Raw genomic sequence first — 16,271 nt, 5'->3', positions numbered from 1 at the left:
GACACCAGGGAGTCGCATCGTGTTCGATACCGTTCTGATTGCAAACCGCGGCGAGATCGCCGTCCGCGCCATCCGCACCCTCAAGCGCCTGGGCATCCGCAGCGTGGCCGTCTATTCCGACCCGGACCGCAACGCCGCGCATGTGCGCGAGGCCGACGTGGCCGTCGCGCTGGGCGGCGAGAAGGCGGCCGACAGCTACCTGCGCATGGACCTGCTGCTGGCCGCCGCCCGCGAGCACGGCGCGCAGGCGATCTACCCGGGCTACGGCTTCCTGTCGGAAAGCGCGGAATTCGCGCAAGCCTGCGAAGCGGCGGGCATCGCCTTCGTCGGCCCCACGCCCTTGCAGATCCGCGAGTTTGGCCTGAAGCACCGCTCGCGCGAACTGGCCGCCGAGGCCGGCGTGCCGATGACGCCAGGCACGGGCCTCCTGGCCAGCCTGGGCGAAGCGCTGTCGCAGGCCGAGCGCATCGGCTACCCGGTGATGCTAAAGAGCACGGCGGGCGGGGGCGGCATCGGCCTGTCGCGCTGCGAGAACGAGGCCGAGCTGACGGTGGCTTTCGACAGCGTGCAGCGCATGGGCGAACACTTCTTTCGCGACGGCGGCGCGTTCATCGAGCGCTACGTGGACAACGCGCGGCACGTCGAGGTGCAGATCTTCGGCGACGGCGCGGGCCGCGTGCTGGCGCTGGGCGAACGCGATTGCTCGGTCCAGCGGCGCAACCAGAAGGTCATCGAGGAAACCCCGGCGCCCTTGCTGCCCGCCGCCACGCGCGCCGCGCTGCTGCAGGCCGCGGTCAAGCTGGGCGAGTCCGTGAACTACCGCTCGGCCGGCACGGTGGAATTCATCTACGACCCGGCGCGGGACAGCTTCTACTTCCTGGAGGTCAACACACGCCTGCAGGTCGAGCATCCCGTGACCGAGGAGGTGACGGGCCTGGACCTCGTGGAATGCATGCTGCGCGTGGCCGCGGGCGAACCGCTGGACTACGCCGCCATGTCGCGCGCGCCGCGGGGCGCGTCGATCGAGGTGCGCCTGTACGCGGAAGACCCGCTGCGCCAGTTCCAGCCCTCGCCCGGCGTGCTGACCGAGGTGTCGTTCCCGGACGGCGTGCGGGTGGACGGCTGGGTGGCGACCGGCACCGAGGTGCCGGCCTTCTACGATCCGATGCTGGCCAAGCTGATCGTCCATGCGGACACGCGCGAGGCCGCGCTGGACAAGCTGGCCGACGCCTTGGCCCGGACCCGGCTGCACGGCATCGCCACCAACCTGGACTACCTGCGCCAGATCGTGGCCGACGAGCGCTTTCGCGCCGGCAAGCTGTCCACGCGCTTCCTGGAGAGCTTTGCCTACCGGCCCGCCGCGATCGAGGTGCTGGAAGCCGGCACCTACACCAGCGTTCAGGACTACCCGGGCCGCGCCGGCTATTGGGACATCGGCGTGCCGCCTTCCGGCCCCATGGACGACTACGCCTTCCGCGTGGCCAACCGCATCGTCGGCAACGCGCCCGACGCGGCCGGCATCGAAGCCACGCTGGTCGGCCCGACCCTGCGCTTTCACGGCGACGCCATCGTGGCGCTGACGGGCGCCGCCTGCGCGGCCACGCTGGACGGCGAGCCCGTGCCCATGTGGCAGCCGGTCGCCGTGCGCTCGGGCCAGGTGCTGGCCACCGGCCGCGCGCTGTCGGGCTGCCGCAGCTATCTGGCGGTGCGCAACGGGCTGGACGTGCCGGTCTACCTGGGCAGCCGCTCGACCTTTGCGCTCGGCCAGTTCGGCGGCCACGCCGGCCGCATCCTGCGCGTGGGCGACATGCTGCCCGTGGTGCGCCCGGAACTCGCTGGCGACGATGCGGCGCCGCCCGTGGCCGAGCCCCAGGGCGCGCCCGCGGAACTGATTCCCGACTATGGCAGCACTTGGGAGATCGGCGTGCTGTACGGCCCGCACGGCGCGCCGGACTTCTTCCAGCCCGAGGCCATCGAGGCCTTCTTCGCCGCGGACTGGGAAGTCCACTACAACTCCAACCGGCTGGGCGTGCGGCTGATCGGCCCCAAGCCCGCCTGGGCGCGCGAGAACGGCGGCGAGGCCGGCCTGCATCCGTCCAACATCCACGATTGCGAGTACGCCATCGGCAGCATCAACTTCACGGGCGACAGCCCGGTGATCCTGACGCGCGACGGCCCCAGCCTGGGCGGCTTCGTGTGCCCCGTCACCATTGCCCGCGCCGAATTGTGGAAGGTGGGCCAGGTCAAGCCGGGCGACCGCATCCGCTTCGTGCGCATCGACTACGCGCAGGCCGTGGCGCTGGAAGCCGCGCAGGACCGCAGCGTGGCCGATCTGTCGGCCGTGGCGCCCGCCGCGACCGAGCCCGCTCCCGTGCCCGCCACCGCGTCCGAGACCATCGTCGCGGCGTTGCCGGCCGAAGGCTCGCGGCCCTCGGTCTCGTACCGGCAGGCGGGCGACGGCTACCTGCTGCTGGAATACGGCGACAACGTGCTGGACCTGGCGCTGCGCATGCGCATCCACCTGCTGATGGAAGCGCTGAACGGCCATCCCATCGCGGGCGTGCGGGAGTTGTCGCCGGGCGTGCGTTCCCTGCAGATCCGGTACGACAGCCGCGTCATCCTGCAAGGCGCGCTGATTGCGCGCCTGCTGGAGATCGAGGCCGGCCTGGCGGATGTGGCCACCCTGAAGGTGCCCACCCGCGTCGTGTACCTGCCCATGGCCTTCGAGGACTCGGCCACGCTGGGCGCCGTGCAGCGCTACCAGGAGACCGTGCGCGCCAGCGCGCCGTGGCTGCCGAACAATGTGGATTTCATCCAGCGCATCAACGGGCTGGACGACCGCGACGAAGTCAGCCGCATCGTGTTCGACGCCAGCTATCTGATCATGGGCCTGGGCGACGTCTACCTGGGCGCGCCTTGCGCGGTGCCGATCGATCCGCGCCATCGCCTGCTGACGTCCAAGTACAACCCGGCGCGCACGTTCACCGCCGAAGGCACGGTGGGCATCGGCGGCGTGTACATGTGCATCTACGGCATGGATTCCCCGGGCGGCTACCAGCTGGTCGGCCGCACCTTGCCCATCTGGAACAAGTTCCTGAAGAACCCCGTGTTCCAGGACGGCAAGCCCTGGCTGCTGCGCTTTTTCGACCAGGTGCGCTTCTATCCGGTGACCGAGGCCGAGCTGGACGGGCTGCGCGAGGACTTCCGCGAAGGCCGGGCCACGGTCCGCATCGAGGAGGAAGTGTTCGACTTCGCCGCGCACCAGCGCTTCCTGGCCGAGCAGGCCGGCAGCATCGCCGCGTTCCAGGCGCGCCAGAAGACGGCCTTCGACGCCGAAGTGGCGCTGTGGAAAACCGAGGACGCGGCGGTGGAGCAGGCCGTCGCCGACCCCGAGCCCGAGGCCGCCTTGCGCGAAGACGAGCGCCTGGTCAGCGCCGACATGTGCGGCAACATCTGGAAGATTCCGGTCCAGGTGGGGCAGAGCGTGTCGGCCGGCGACACGCTGGTGGTGGTGGAGGCCATGAAGATGGAGCTGTCCGTCATCGCGCCCGCGTCGGGCACGGTGACGGCGATCCGCTGCGTGCCGGGCAAGCCCGTGAACGCGGGCGATCCGCTGATCGTGATGACCGAAGACGCCACGTGCGCCGTGACCGGATGATGCGCCTGGAATCCGTGCAGGCCGGTCCGGCCATGCGCCAGGCGCCCGCCCTGGCGGGCTCGCTGGCCGACCAGGTCTACCAGCGCATCAAGGACGACCTGTTCGACTTTCGCATGCTGCCGGGCGAGCGCTTCACCGAAGCCGACCTGGTGGCGCGGCTGGGCGTCAGCCGAACTCCGGTGCGGCTTGGCCTGGCCCGGCTGGAGCGCGAAGGCTTTGTGCTGGCGCGGGCGCGCAGCGGCTGGCAGGTGCGGCCGTTCGACTTTGAACGCTTCGAAGCGCTGTACGACGTGCGCGTGGTGCTGGAGCAGGCGGCGGTGGACAAGCTGTGCGCCCGCGAGCGCATGGACGAGGCCGGAATCCTGGGCGCGCTGACGGACGTGTGGCTGGCGCCGCCGCCGCAGCGCATCCTGGATGGAAGGCTGGTGGCGCAGCTGGACGAAGCCTTCCATTGTTCGCTGGTGGCGGCCGCGGGCAATCCGGAGATGGCGCAGATCCACCGCGACGTGACCGAGAAGATACGCATCGTGCGCCGGCTGGACTTCACCAAGGACTTCCGCGTGGACGCCACCTACGACGAGCACGCGGCCATCCTGAGGGCGGTGCTGGCGCGGCGCGCCGACGAGGCGGCGCGCATGCTGCGCTCCCACATCGAGATGAGCAAGGCGGAGGTGCGCAAGATCACGCTGCACATGCTGCATGCGGCGCGGGAGAACGCCGCGGCCTAGCGCGCACAGGCGCTAGCCCTGCAGCTGCCGGTAGACCTCTTGCGATACGCGCTGCAGCTCCTCGCGGCTGACGGCGCCCGACAGCGCGTAGCCGAACTGCCCTTCCACCCAATAGAACACCCGCACCGGCCCTTCCTGCGTGAACTGGAAGGCGGTTTCCTCGCCCGCGGCTTCGCGGGTGACGTACAGGGTCAGGCGCTGGCCGTCGGCGGCGCCGTACATGAACAGGGCGACGGGGCCCGCGCCGCCGGGCAGCAGTCGTCCGCCCACCAGCTCATAGCCGGCATGCGACAGCGACGGCGCCCGCACGGGCGCGCCCATGCGTTTGGTCAGCCACGTCACCAGCCCTTTTTCGTTGTCGGCGCTGACCTCGACGGGCCGGCCCATGTCGGGCGCATAGACGGCGTGGGCGATGGCGGCGCGCTGGGCGTAGCCCCCTGCGGCGCGGTCCGGGCCGGCGGTGGCCAGCACGGCCTGCAGATGGCGGGCATCCATGGCGCCTCGGACCACCCAGGCCGCGCTGGCGCTGACCACGGCGATCGCCACGCCGGCGGCCAGCGCGCGCCAGGGCCACAGCCGCGCGGGGGCCTTGAGCGGCAGGCGCAGCGGCAGGGGCTCGTCCAGCACGGGATCCAGCAAGGCATGCAGCGCGCGCCGCTGTTCCTTCCAGTCGTCCACGCGGGTCTGGTCCTGCGGATGGGCGGCAAGAAAGGCCGCGACCTCGGCATGGCGCGCCTCCGGCAGCTGGCCGTCCGCGTAGCCGTGCAGGTCGGCTTCGGTGATGGGGGTGCCGGCGGCGGGAACCGGTTGTAGGCGTTTGTCGTTCATGTCATTTCACGCGATGTAGCCGGCTGACCGCGTCGCGGCCCTGCATCAGCGCGCCCAGCTTTTCGCGGGCGCGCGACAGGCGCGACATGACGGTGCCGATCGGCACCGCCAGTATCTGGGCGGTTTCCTGATAGGACAGGTCTTCCACGCATATCAGCAACAGGACTTCCCGCTGTTCGGCCGGCAGGGTCTGCAGGCAGCGGTCCAGGTCGCGCACCTCCAGGCGGTCGGCCTGGGTGGCGCGCACGGGGGCGTCGGGCAGGTCGCCCGGGGCAGTCTGCTCGACCCGCCGGCTGGAGGCGCGCACGCCGTCGATGAAATGGTTGTGCATGATGCCGAACATCCAGGCGCGCAGCTCGCCGCGCCGCTGCCACCGCGAATAGCGGCCCCATGCGCGCTCCAGCGTGTCCTGGACCAGGTCGTCGGCCCGGTGGGGGTCGCCCGTCAGCCCGCGGGCGTAGCGCCGCAGGCTGGGGATGCAGGCCAGGATCAGGGCTTCGTCTTCGGCGCGCATGGTCTGAAACGGATGAGCGGTGCTGTCCGTGTCAGGGCTTGACGACGTGCCAGACTTCCTTGAAGTTGTCGCCGGTCTTGTCGCCCGGCTTGGTGTCCTTGGTGAACAGGTAGAGCGGCTTGCCCTTGTGGGCCCATTGCTTGGAGCCGTCGTCGCGGGTGATGACCGTCAGGTCGCCCATGGGCTTGGCGTCCGCGGGGGCGGCGACAGGGGGCCAGGCCTTGGCGCACTGGTCGACGCAGGCGCTTTTGCCCGCGCTGTCCTTGTCGAAGGTGTACAGCGTCATGCCGGCGCTGTTGACCAGGATGCCGTCCTGGGTCTTGACAGCCTGGGCCTGGGCGCCGGCCGAGAACAGGGCGGCGGAGGTGAGAACCAGGGCTGCGGCGATGTGATTGCGCATGTTGTGCCTCGTAGGTGGGAAAGTGGGGGGACTGCCCTCTACAGACGCTGCCCGGTATCGCTTTATTCCCGCGACGACGGAAGAAATCGCAGAGGCTCAGCCGGCCGGCCGGACGGCGCCGGGTTCGTAACGCATTTCATGCTCCAGGTCGGTCTCCTCGATGGGGGTGAAGCCCAGCGCTTCATACAGCCGCCGGGCGGGGCTGCCCTTGAGCACGCTCAAGGTGACGGGCGCGCCTTCGGCGTCGGCCTGGTCCAGCACGCCGGCCAGCAGCCGGCGGCCCAGGCCCCGGCCCTGGAAGGCGGGGTCGATCTGGATCTGGACGATGCGCCAGCCGGCCGCGTCGCGGTAATGCTTGAACAGGCCGGCGGGCCTGCCGTCCAGCCAGACGATCTGCGCGTCGTCGAAGTGGTGGCGGATGCGCGCCAGGTGGTGCTCGTCGTCCGCCGGCGCGCCGGCGCGCTGAAGGTGCTCGGTCATGGTGGACTTGCGCAGGGACAGCAGGAACGGCAGGTCGTCTTCGGTGGCGGGCTGCAGCGCCAGGGCGGGGGTGAGGCTCATGTCGGGGATGCGGATGGGCTGGGGGAACGCGGCTTGGCCGGCTTGCCGGCCTGATGGATGAGGTTATAGAGCGGTTGGGCCGCCAGCGCCAGTGCGATCCAGTATTCCCAGGGGCCGCGCGTCGAAATGCTTCAGGTTGGGGAACACCATGCGCAGGTCGTCGCGGCTGGCGCCGAACCAGGCGCCCAGCGATGCGCCCAGCTGGTCGACCGCCGTGGTGGGCAGCAGCCGGCCGTTGTCGACGAAGCCGGGGCCGTCCAGCGCGATTTCCGGGTGGGACCCGTAATAGCGGCCGCCGTTGACCGCTCCGCCCAGCACGAAGTGGTGCGAGCCCCAGCCGTGGTCGGAGCCGTTGCCGTTGGATCCCAGCGTGCGGCCGAACTCCGACGCCGTGAACGTGGTGACCTGATCGGCCACGCCCATTTCCGACAGCGCCTGCTGGAATGCCGCCAGCGCCTGCCCCATTTCCCGCAGCAGCGCGGGGTGCGCGTCGTTCAGGCCCGTGTGGTTGTCATAGCCGTTCTGCGACACGAAGAACACCTGGCGGCGCGCGCCCAGCGCTTGCCGCGCGCCGATGATGCGGGCCACGATCTTCAGCTGCTGGGCCAGCGGCGAAGAAAAATCGCCCGGCACCGCCACGCCCGCGAGCGCGTTGCGCAGCCGCACGTCGGCGTCGATGGACTGGGCGGCGATGCGCGACATCTCGCGCTCCATCAGGTGCTCGCGCGGCTGCGTGATCAGCTCGCGCAGCAGGGCGGTGCAGGCGCTGGATCCATACATGTCGCGATGCAGCATGTCGATCTGCGTCGAGCCGTTGATGCCCACGCGATAGCCCGCCACCTTGCGGCCCGCCAGCAGCACGGTGCTGCCGCCCGCCGTGATGCCCGTGAAGCTGCGCTGCGCGTTGGCGCCGGCGAACAGGTCAGTGAGCCGGCCGGCCCAGCCCGACGAGGCGCCCTCCGGGGCCAGCGCCTGCCAGTACGACTGCTGGTCGTTGTGCGAGAACAGCTTGGGCGGCAGCGGCACGCGCGCGCCGATGTACTCCGCCTTCGTGGTGGGGACGACCAGCGGCCCCACGTTCAGCAGCGCCGCCATGTCGCCGCGTTCGTACAGCGGCGCAAGCGGCGCCAGCGCGGGCGCCAGGGCGAACTGCGCGCCGCCCGCCGCCTCGGCCTTGCCGCGCAGCGCCGTGGCGCGCAGCGCGTCCCGGGGCAGGGCGATGTCGCCGCGGGCCGCCGCGTAGGCCCGGTAGGCGGGCGCGTCGAAGGGCACCAGCGTGTTGTAGGGATCGTTGCCGCCGTACAGGAAGACGCAGACCAGGGCCTTGTACGAGGCCGGGGCCGATTGCGCCGCCGCGGCGCCGATCGCGGCCAGGTTCAAGGCCAGCGGCGCGGCGGCGCCGGTGGCGCCCAGTGCGCAGGCGCGCAACAGGAAAGCGCGGCGGTCGGCGTCGTGGATACGTGTCATTTCTGCACCAGGTATTCGGGCGTGGCCGCCACCAGCATGATGGCGGCGCGCACGCGGTCGCGGGGCCGGTCGGCGGACAGGGTGGCCACGGCCCGCGCGATGGCGGCGGCGGTGCCCGCGCTGAAGGCGTCGCCCGCCAGCAGCAGCACTACGCGGGCCACCAGCGCGTCCGGGTCGCGGGCCAGCGCGATCTCGGGCGCATAGGAGGTCTGCAGGTCCTCCCAGCCCCGGTCCGCGTAGATCGCCAGGAAGTTCAGGTAGCCGGCGATGCTGGTCTCGTCGGTGATCTGCAGTTCGGGCGCGACCAGATGCCGCCTGGCCAGCTCGGTCACCGGCGGCACGTAGCGGGGCCGGAAGAAGTTGAAGACCGTGGCCGAGCGCATCGGGCTTTGCGCCAGCCGGATCGTGTTGTCGGTGGTGTCGGGCATGGCCCAGGCGCCGTTGGTGGAGGCGGCGCCGAAGGCCCGCGCCCATCCCGAAAAACGCAGGATGGGTTCGCGCACCTTGCCCCAATGGGGGGCGTTCAGGTCCGCCTGGCGGGCCTCCGGGTCCAGCAGGATGGCGCGCACCACCGCCTTCAGGTTGCCGCGCACGCCCTTGCCGTCGTCGTTGAACGCGGCCGACACGCGGCCGACATAGGCGGGACTGGGGTTGCTGGTGACCATCCGCTGGATGAGCTGCATGCCGATGAACGGCCCCACGTTCGGATGGGCGCAGATAACGTCCATGGCGCGCTTGAGCGACAGATGCCCGTCGGTGCCGGGCGGAATGACCGCGCCCAGGAACCGCTTTTCGGACATCGAATGCAGCGCGTTGTTGAGCGCCATGGGCCGCCTGTGGAATTCCACGTCCGTCTCCGGGCCGTTGATGTCCCAGCCCGTGAACACTTTGGCCAGCCCCTGCACGTCCGCGTTGGCGTAGGTCTCCACCGGCGCGCCATCGACCATCTTGACCGTGCCGTCCTGCCTGAGCTCAAGCAGGCCGATGCTGAACAGCTGCATGACCTCGCGGGCGTAGTTCTCGTCGGGGTGGCGGCCGGTCTTGGGATCTTCCTTGCGGTTGCCGCGATAGGTCAGCATGCAGCCCATGGACAGGTTGCGCGTCACGGCGGTCAGCAGGTCCTGGTAGTTGCCGAGCGCGTGCTCGGCCAGCAGATCCATGAACCCCGCGGCGCCAAACAGCGGCCAGGAAGCGGTAATGGACGAGACCCCGACGACGAAGATCTCCGACAGCGAGAACGCGACCCGCGTGCGCACCTGGTCTTCGGCGCTGATGAACTTGCGCCACAGCGTGGATTCCAGCGGCGCATTGATGCCGTTGCCCTTGAAGGCCTCGGTGTTCTTCTTCTGCTGCACCAGCCAGTCGAAGTGCGTCTGGGAAGGGGGCAGCGCCAACTGCGCGTCCAGCCAGGCCGCGTAGCCCTCGCGCACCACGGCGTCGATCTGCGCGGGCGTGGGGCCGAACGTGGCCTGAGCCAGAAAGCGCGAGGCCTGGCCGGGGGTGGGGGCTGCTTGATGGGGCGTGGCGGACTGCTGCGCAGCCGCTGACGGCGTAGCGGACATGCGCAGGCACCTCGTCGAATGCGAAAACCTACGGTACTAAAAGCCCGGGGCAGGGTTCAATACCGGCATTCGGATGAGAGGATTAAGCCAAAAGCAGTAGAAGCCGTGTTCACACCGAACGCGTGATGCCGCCGTCGATGCGGATGTTCTGGCCGGTGATGTAGGCCGACGCGTCGGAGGCCAGGAACGCGATCAGGTCCGCGACTTCCTCGGCGGTGCCGTAGCGGCCCATCGGAATGCGCGCGCGGCGGTCTTCCTTTTCGGGCAGGCTGTCGATGAAGCCCGGCAGCACGTTGTTCATCCGCACGTTGTGCTGGGCGTACTCGTCCGAGAACACCTTGGTGAAGGCGGCCAGTCCGGCGCGGAACACGCCCGACGTGGGAAACAGCGCTTCGGGCTCGAAGGTGGCGTAGGTGGAGATGTTGACGATGGCGCCGGACTTCTGCGCTTTCATGACCGGCGCGACCAGCCGGGCGATGCGCACGACGTTCAGCAGATAGAACTCCATGCCCAGGTGCCAGTCGTCGTCGCTGATCTCCAGCAGCGCGCCCTTGGGGCCGTGGCCCGCGCTGTTGACCACCGCGTCCACCCGGCCCCATTTCTGCAGCGTGGCGTCCACCAGCCGGGACAGGTCCTCGGGCGAGCGGTTGGAGCCGGTCACACCCAGTCCGCCCAGTTCCTGCGCCAGGGTCTCGCCCTTGCCCGACGAGGACAGGATGGCGACGCGATACCCGTCGGCCGCCAGCTTGCGCGCCGCCGCCGCACCCATGCCGCTGCCGCCGGCGGTGACGATCGCTACTTTTTCCGTGCTCATGCTCGCTCCTGTCTCGAATTCGGGGGAGCGGCCATTGTAGGGGGCGGGCATGGCGGCGTTTGTGGGTTTCGCCCCGGGAGCTTGGTTGCGGCGTTGCCGCGGGCAGGCGTTGCTATTTCGTCGAGGGCTTCGATAGGTCCGGGCCCGGTCCCTCGGCAATAAAGGCATCGAGCGCCTTGCGATCCGCCTCGGCTTGTTCACGTGTAATTTTCGGCGGCGGAAGTTCCTTTTGTGGCGGCTGCGCCATGGCGATAGGCCGCACGCGGACGCTGGACACTACGGCGTCCCAGATTTCGAAGAACTCAGCCTCGGTGGGAGCATCCGGATTGCCCTCCTGTTTGGGGAACGCGCCCAGCGAGGAAGGCTTTTCGGCGGTGCGGAATGTTGTGCCCATGTTTAGCTCAATATTCGGCAGCGGAGACGGGAATCCGCGTCCGGGAAATTCCCACAGGCCTCCAATATTGGTTTCAAACGTGTGGTCATTAATTCCCTGCGTGCCTCCCATGACGAACTCCTCTCCCTCCAGTACTCCTCCGATACGCGTCGCAGCACGGTATTTCTTATTTCCGGCGACAACGCCAGGTTCAGAAAGCAACTTTGCGACATACCCAGCGATTTCTCGGGCGGCATCGTCGCGCCGTTCAAGCATTGATTGAAGAGGACCCCATACCTTCGTGTGCTGGACAACCAGTCCAAGATTGCGCGGGAGGCTGAAGCTCCACATAATCTCCTCTCTTTCCGTTGGGTCGTAATATCCAGCAATAAAAGCCCCGTCCAAACATAATCCTGGATCAGCCGGTATTTCGTCCGTGGCTCTCGCCCTCATCCGCTTCATCAGGCTGGCGGTCTCGTCTCGGCCGTTCAAATTTCGCGGTACAGTGACCATTGTGCCGTTGAGCCAGATGTATCCTTCCGCCTCATGAAAAATCCTGTTTGCCCATTGGCCATTTAGATCCGGCAAATTATGCTTGCGATAGTTGTACGAAAAAATGACGCTATTCGGAGCCGAGCTAAACCGATGGGGGGGCTGAGTCACGACTTCACCCCGGGAAGTTTTCAGCGCCAGTATCGCTGCCCATCGCTCCTCGAGCACGGCAGTGAATTCATCTAGAGACACCCCCGTTGTGACGGAGAAGTACTGGTCGCCCACTCTCCCCCCCTTTGCTTTTGGCTTCCACTTGGAACCTTCAGGTAAGTCAATAAGTATGCGGCCCACACATTGTGTTTTCATATTGCGGGTTAACGAAGTCATGGAGTTTGTCCGGTCTGGATGTGCCTGCTGCCAACGGTTCGACGCGAAAAATCCGACAGTTATCGTAATAATTGAAAAAAATGAGATGCTGAGATAGCGACGAATCATTTCCGTCCAATAGGCGATGGTTGACGATCAGAACGATAATTTTTGTGCAGTCGAACCTATACGCAGTAAGGCGTATAGCGTTACTTCTTTCACCCTCTCATCCTTAAAAGAATCCTGATGCCCGTATCCTTTCATTTTGACGGCGAACCGAGCATTGTCTGCCGCATGTTTGGCTGAATTTAGAGGAACAGTACTGTCGCCCGCTTGGTCCGCATCCTGCAAATCGGCCATGTGGGCATCGTTTAAAGTGTCATGCACTACGCCGGCGCCATATTGATTAATCATCGCTTTTTCACTTTGGCTGTTGATCATCGTCACGCGGCCCTTATAGTTGTCAAATTTCAGGTGAAGATCTAGAGCATGCGCTTTGCTTAGCATAGGCCCTGCCGTGGCCGCCCGCCCGGGAATGGCTGAGGAAATAGTGTTCTGGCTAAATCGCCACGTTACCGTACTAAAAGCCTTCTTCCCGTCATCTCCGCCGTAGGTGACATACGTATTGGGATGATAGTAATTGCCGAGTTCGCCGTGGAACTTCCTGGCTAGCTCAATATTCGAACTGTAGTTCTCCCAGCCTCGGGCGATCGAAGGCCTAGGGGTTCCTGGCGGGGCATCCGTGTCTACAGGATCGACCCAAAGCGGATCCATGAGCCTCCACCACGCCCGCGTCTCAAGATAAATTTCGTCATATGGGTTCACAAGGGGCAGCTGAAATATTGGCTCCCCACTATTTGACTGCGCTCGCAACCAGCCCGTGCCGTAACTCTGGGTGGGCAATAGTTCCAAAGGTCCTGCGGCGTTCGCGAATATGGGCATGATTTTTTTTCCATTATCTCCCAGTCCGACAGCGCCCTTAAAGTCCTCCCAACCGGCCCTTACTCGTCGGTACGCCGTTGCCGCTCCCACAGACGGTTGTACGCTATGAACAATCCCTTGGACCATTTCTGGATGCTGCTGAGCAAAGCGACGCGCCACCAGCCCGCCCATAGAGTGGGTCAATAAGATCACCCCATGGTTGCAAGTCAATCTGAGGTCTTTCTTGCAATAGGATAGGATCGCCTGCGTGCGGTCATACAAATATTCTGCTGCGTCCTCATTCGAGCGTAGCCAGTTATAGCCCACGGCAAATACTGGATATCTGAATTCGGCCGCAGCTTGAAATGCCTGTTTATCCAAGGGTGTGTATGTTCCCTGATATTCTCCCCATGGGAGAGCTCGGGATGGAATCGCCCTTCCAGCCGTCCCGGAGGAGGGCTCGCCCCGGGGTGTAATAATATTTGATAGTCTGGTTTCGAGGAATTTCAGTATTTCGCCATACGAATCCAACAAAACTGTACCCCAACCACGTCGAAAGGCCTCCTCCACTGGTATGGAACTCTGCACAGCTTTTTCTACCGTCTTCCGATGTGCCTGGTCAGTAACCTCAAGAGGACGTGTTTCATGGGGGTTGAGTAGGCGTTTACGTTGGGCTGGGCTTAATGAACTGTAGCTGGACCATTTTGTAATGCCTGCTACCCATCCCAAAGAATCGTCCGGAAACCACGCCCATACGTTCTCATCACCGATGAGGCGAGCAGAATTTCCAGTTGCAATAAGCGGGCTGCCCATTATTCCCGGCAAAAAAACAATTGGAATTGCCCGATCCGGCGGCGCCTCCACGTGGCAGCGCATTAGGTTCGAAGTCGGACTCATGGTTACATGCGCCGTCGGATTTCCGTCCTCCCCGATATACGTGTCAATCTGACGTGTCTGTTCGCTCATTTCAGTTCTTCCTTGCTGATGGAGGAGGTGTTTTCAGATTCTTTGCGAGCTCAAGTGTTCGGACCGAGCAAGAGAAACGAATACCCCGTCACACTCAATCCACGCTGCAACTCTGCCCAACCGTCGCTGTCCGTGACGCCTTCAATCCGTGCGCCGTCAGCGTGCACAATGGCGTAGCGATAGTTCGGCACGGGTTTCCCGCTGCGCATGACGCGCACACGTTCGTCGAAATCAGAATGTGCCCAGCTATTGGCCTCAACGGAAGCGTAAGAAGGACCATGGAAATTGTGCGCGCCCGCCTTGACCGTAAACGTCCCGGGCATACCCAACTCGACATTGCCGCCTTCCATCTTGATATAGGCCCCATCGCAGAGCAGGGTGATGTGCTTGTCTGCCGAGAGCAGCACATGGTCGTTGCTCGCGCTGATTTCGATGCTCTGGTCGGCCTGCAGGCGAATGGTGTTGTTCTGCGCTTGCAGCAGAAGTTGCCCTTGATGCGCGATGTGCCGCAACTCGCCGCCCTGTGCGAACAGGCCCAGGTCCATCCCCGCATTCACGACGATCTTCTGTCCGGCCGTGATGTGCTGGTTCTGTTCCGCGACGCTGTCGATATGGGCGCCCGCGCTCAGGGTGATGGCGCGCGGCGTTGCCGCTGCGATGCCTGCCGGCGCGCTCAGCGCAATGACGGGCTGTCCGCCATTTGAGCCTTCCTTCTCGTCATTGGCGCCCTGTCCCAGGTCTCGCACGGCATCGTTCAATCGTTGCTGTGGCTCGATGTCGTGGCCGACGCCCTGGTGCTCGCTTGCGTAGTCGCCCAGGTTCTTCGCCAGTTCCAATGCGGCCTGCAGCGCACTGACCACCTGCGTGCGATCCAGATGGCCGGCGCCGGCCTTCAATTGCGCGTCCGTGCTAAACAGCAGACCCTTGGCCGCGCGCAGCGCGCCATGCTCATCCGTGCGCAGCTCGAATCCTTCGCCCCGAGGTTGGCCGCCATCGGGGCGTGGATGCGTCAGGTACCCCAGGTGCAACTGGGTTGCGCCATGCTCGCTCATCAGCGCCGCGCTGATCTGCTGCGACGTGTCGTCCAGGCGCAGTTCGTTGGCGCGGTCGCCTTTATGCTCCTTGCTTTTGACTGTGTTCAGGATGTTGTGCCTGGGCAGCTCGTAGGGCGGCAGGTTGGTGGCCCGAAAAGTTCTTCCCGTCACGATCGGCTGGTCGCAATCGCCATCCAGGAAGTCGACGATTACCTCCTGTCCGATGCGCGGTATCGCCATGTGGCCAAATGCCGCGCCCGCCCAGTTCTGCGACACGCGGATCCAGCAGGAGCTGTGCTCGTCGTTCTTGCCCAGGCGATCCCACGGGAACTGGACCTTGATGCGGCCGAAGTCGTCGCAGTAGATCTCTTCGTTGGCCGGCCCCACGACCGACGCGATCTGCGGCCCGTCGATGCGCGGCTTGCGGGCGGGCTCGGGCTTCCAGTCCACGCGGTCGGGCACGATGTCCGCCATGTATCGGTACTGCGTGCCTTGCGAGGCTTCTGCTCCCTCTTCCTGCTGGCTGGTGTGCTGCACGCCGTGATGCTGCATGCGCACCGGGCGCCAGCCGTGGTTCCAGTCTGCACGCGGGTGGCCGGTCAGGTCGAACGCCACGCCGGGAATCAATCGCGCATCGTCGCCCTCGACCCGCGCCATGCGGGCATCGCGACGCAGGCCCAAAAGACGACTTTGCGCAAACGGTTTACCGGCCTCGTCGCGCTTGTATCGCCCAGGGTAGGCGTAGCGCTCGTAGCGCTTGTCCTGGTGGTCCAGGTCCGCGGCGACCGGCGAATGCTCCTGGTCGTACCGTGGATGCGTGTAGGTGTAGTCGCGCTGCGTTTGGCGCGCGGTGCGCACCTGTTCGGCGTAGGTGAACTTGCGCAGCGCGGGTTCGGGCTGATCGCCGCCGGGAGCAGGGTTGTAGGTGACCGGTCCTCCTTCAATCTCCCCATGCACATAGATCCGATCCCCGTGGATCAGCCGATGGCCCTTGTCCGTATGCGCAAAACGGTAGAAGAATCCCTCTTCTGCCGCCAGGCGGGCGAGGAACTGCAAATCGGTGTCGCCGGCCTGCACGCAGTATTCACGCGGCAGGTGTGCGTTGGTCGTGACCTGCTCGTAGTCCGTGATGCCGTGCGACTTGAGGACCTGTTCAAGAATCTCGGGCACCGACTGCTGCTGAAAAATGCGCCAATCCGAACACAGGTCCGTGCGCGCCAGGGCCGGTTCCACCACCGCCCGATAGCGCGTTCTCCGGAACCCGCTGTCTCCCTGCTCGAAGCCGGTCAGGATTCCATGTACATGGCGCACGGGCGTATCCCCGCGCCAGATCGTAAAGAGCGCAGGCTGATCAAGCAGCGCGCCAAAATCCACCGCCGCATCAAAGCTCGATAGCTCCACGCGCAGTAGAAATGTCTCGGACAAGGCTTCGTCGAGCGTGAACTCGAGCACCTCGAAGTCCACGCCAGCGGCGGCCGGGGAAAAGGTGAAACGCACATCGGATAATCGGGGCATGTCGGCATCCTGAACAACCGGAACAAGAGGAACAAGGGTTTCGGCCGGGTACGAGCAAGAAGAGGACGGAGT

The 16,271-nt window shown here is 65.8% G+C and carries 12 protein-coding genes; 2 read left to right on the top strand and 10 right to left on the bottom strand.

Annotated features, from left to right (window positions below):
- Nucleotides 1-19 precede the first annotated feature (19 nt).
- Both uca and ACFWP0_RS27465 read left to right on the top strand, forming a co-directional pair.
- Entirely contained in the window at nucleotides 20-3,658 is a 3,639-nt protein-coding gene (gene uca, locus ACFWP0_RS27470) for an urea carboxylase (RefSeq protein ID WP_377847635.1), read from the top strand.
- Nucleotides 3,655-4,386 carry a GntR family transcriptional regulator gene (locus tag ACFWP0_RS27465; RefSeq protein WP_377847741.1) on the top strand — a complete coding sequence of 244 codons (732 nt, stop codon included), beginning with the start codon at nucleotides 3,655-3,657 and terminating at the stop codon, nucleotides 4,384-4,386. The genes uca and ACFWP0_RS27465 overlap by 4 nt, the downstream gene beginning before the upstream one ends.
- A gap of 12 nt (nucleotides 4,387-4,398) precedes the next feature.
- Here the strand turns inward: ACFWP0_RS27465 and ACFWP0_RS27460 are convergent, their stop codons facing one another.
- From ACFWP0_RS27460 to ACFWP0_RS27415, 10 genes are all read right to left on the bottom strand, one after another.
- Nucleotides 4,399-5,214 carry an anti-sigma factor family protein gene (locus ACFWP0_RS27460; RefSeq protein WP_377847633.1) on the bottom strand — a complete coding sequence of 272 codons (816 nt, stop codon included), beginning with the start codon at nucleotides 5,212-5,214 and terminating at the stop codon, nucleotides 4,399-4,401.
- 1 nt (nucleotide 5,215) lies between these two features.
- Nucleotides 5,216-5,728 (bottom strand): RNA polymerase sigma factor, encoded by a 513-nt coding sequence (locus ACFWP0_RS27455; RefSeq protein WP_377847631.1) that lies wholly within the window; start codon nucleotides 5,726-5,728, stop codon nucleotides 5,216-5,218.
- A 31-nt stretch (nucleotides 5,729-5,759) separates the two neighbouring features.
- The gene (locus tag ACFWP0_RS27450) at nucleotides 5,760-6,128 is read right to left on the bottom strand and encodes a hypothetical protein (RefSeq protein WP_377847629.1); all 369 of its coding nucleotides are present in this window, start codon (nucleotides 6,126-6,128) and stop codon (nucleotides 5,760-5,762) included.
- Between the two features lie 96 nt (nucleotides 6,129-6,224).
- Nucleotides 6,225-6,689 (bottom strand): GNAT family N-acetyltransferase, encoded by a 465-nt coding sequence (locus ACFWP0_RS27445; protein WP_377847627.1) that lies wholly within the window; start codon nucleotides 6,687-6,689, stop codon nucleotides 6,225-6,227.
- A 63-nt stretch (nucleotides 6,690-6,752) separates the two neighbouring features.
- Nucleotides 6,753-8,156, bottom strand: coding sequence for a DUF1501 domain-containing protein (locus tag ACFWP0_RS27440; protein WP_377847625.1), 1,404 nt, complete (start codon nucleotides 8,154-8,156; stop codon nucleotides 6,753-6,755).
- The gene (locus ACFWP0_RS27435; protein ID WP_377847623.1) at nucleotides 8,153-9,718 is read right to left on the bottom strand and encodes a DUF1800 family protein; all 1,566 of its coding nucleotides are present in this window, start codon (nucleotides 9,716-9,718) and stop codon (nucleotides 8,153-8,155) included. Before ACFWP0_RS27435 ends, ACFWP0_RS27440 begins: the two co-directional genes overlap by 4 nt.
- Before the next feature lie 109 nt (nucleotides 9,719-9,827).
- Nucleotides 9,828-10,532: an SDR family oxidoreductase gene (locus tag ACFWP0_RS27430; RefSeq protein WP_377847621.1), complete on the bottom strand. Its 705-nt coding sequence runs from the start codon at nucleotides 10,530-10,532 to the stop codon at nucleotides 9,828-9,830.
- A gap of 112 nt (nucleotides 10,533-10,644) precedes the next feature.
- On the bottom strand, nucleotides 10,645-11,784 hold the full coding sequence (locus ACFWP0_RS27425; RefSeq protein WP_377847619.1) for a T6SS immunity protein Tli4 family protein: 1,140 nt from the start codon (nucleotides 11,782-11,784) through the stop codon (nucleotides 10,645-10,647).
- A 135-nt stretch (nucleotides 11,785-11,919) separates the two neighbouring features.
- A complete protein-coding gene (locus ACFWP0_RS27420) occupies nucleotides 11,920-13,650 on the bottom strand; it encodes a lipase family alpha/beta hydrolase (protein WP_377847617.1) in 1,731 nt (576 codons plus the stop codon).
- 50 nt (nucleotides 13,651-13,700) lie between these two features.
- On the bottom strand, nucleotides 13,701-16,271 hold a 2,571-nt coding region (locus ACFWP0_RS27415), incomplete at its 5' end, for a type VI secretion system Vgr family protein (RefSeq protein WP_377847616.1).

It is taken from the genome of Achromobacter sp. NPDC058515, from assembly GCF_042721735.1.
Classification (GTDB): domain Bacteria; phylum Pseudomonadota; class Gammaproteobacteria; order Burkholderiales; family Burkholderiaceae_B; genus Achromobacter.
The sequence above is the reverse complement of the archived record's forward strand: the minus strand, read 5'-3'. Positions and strand labels throughout refer to the sequence as shown.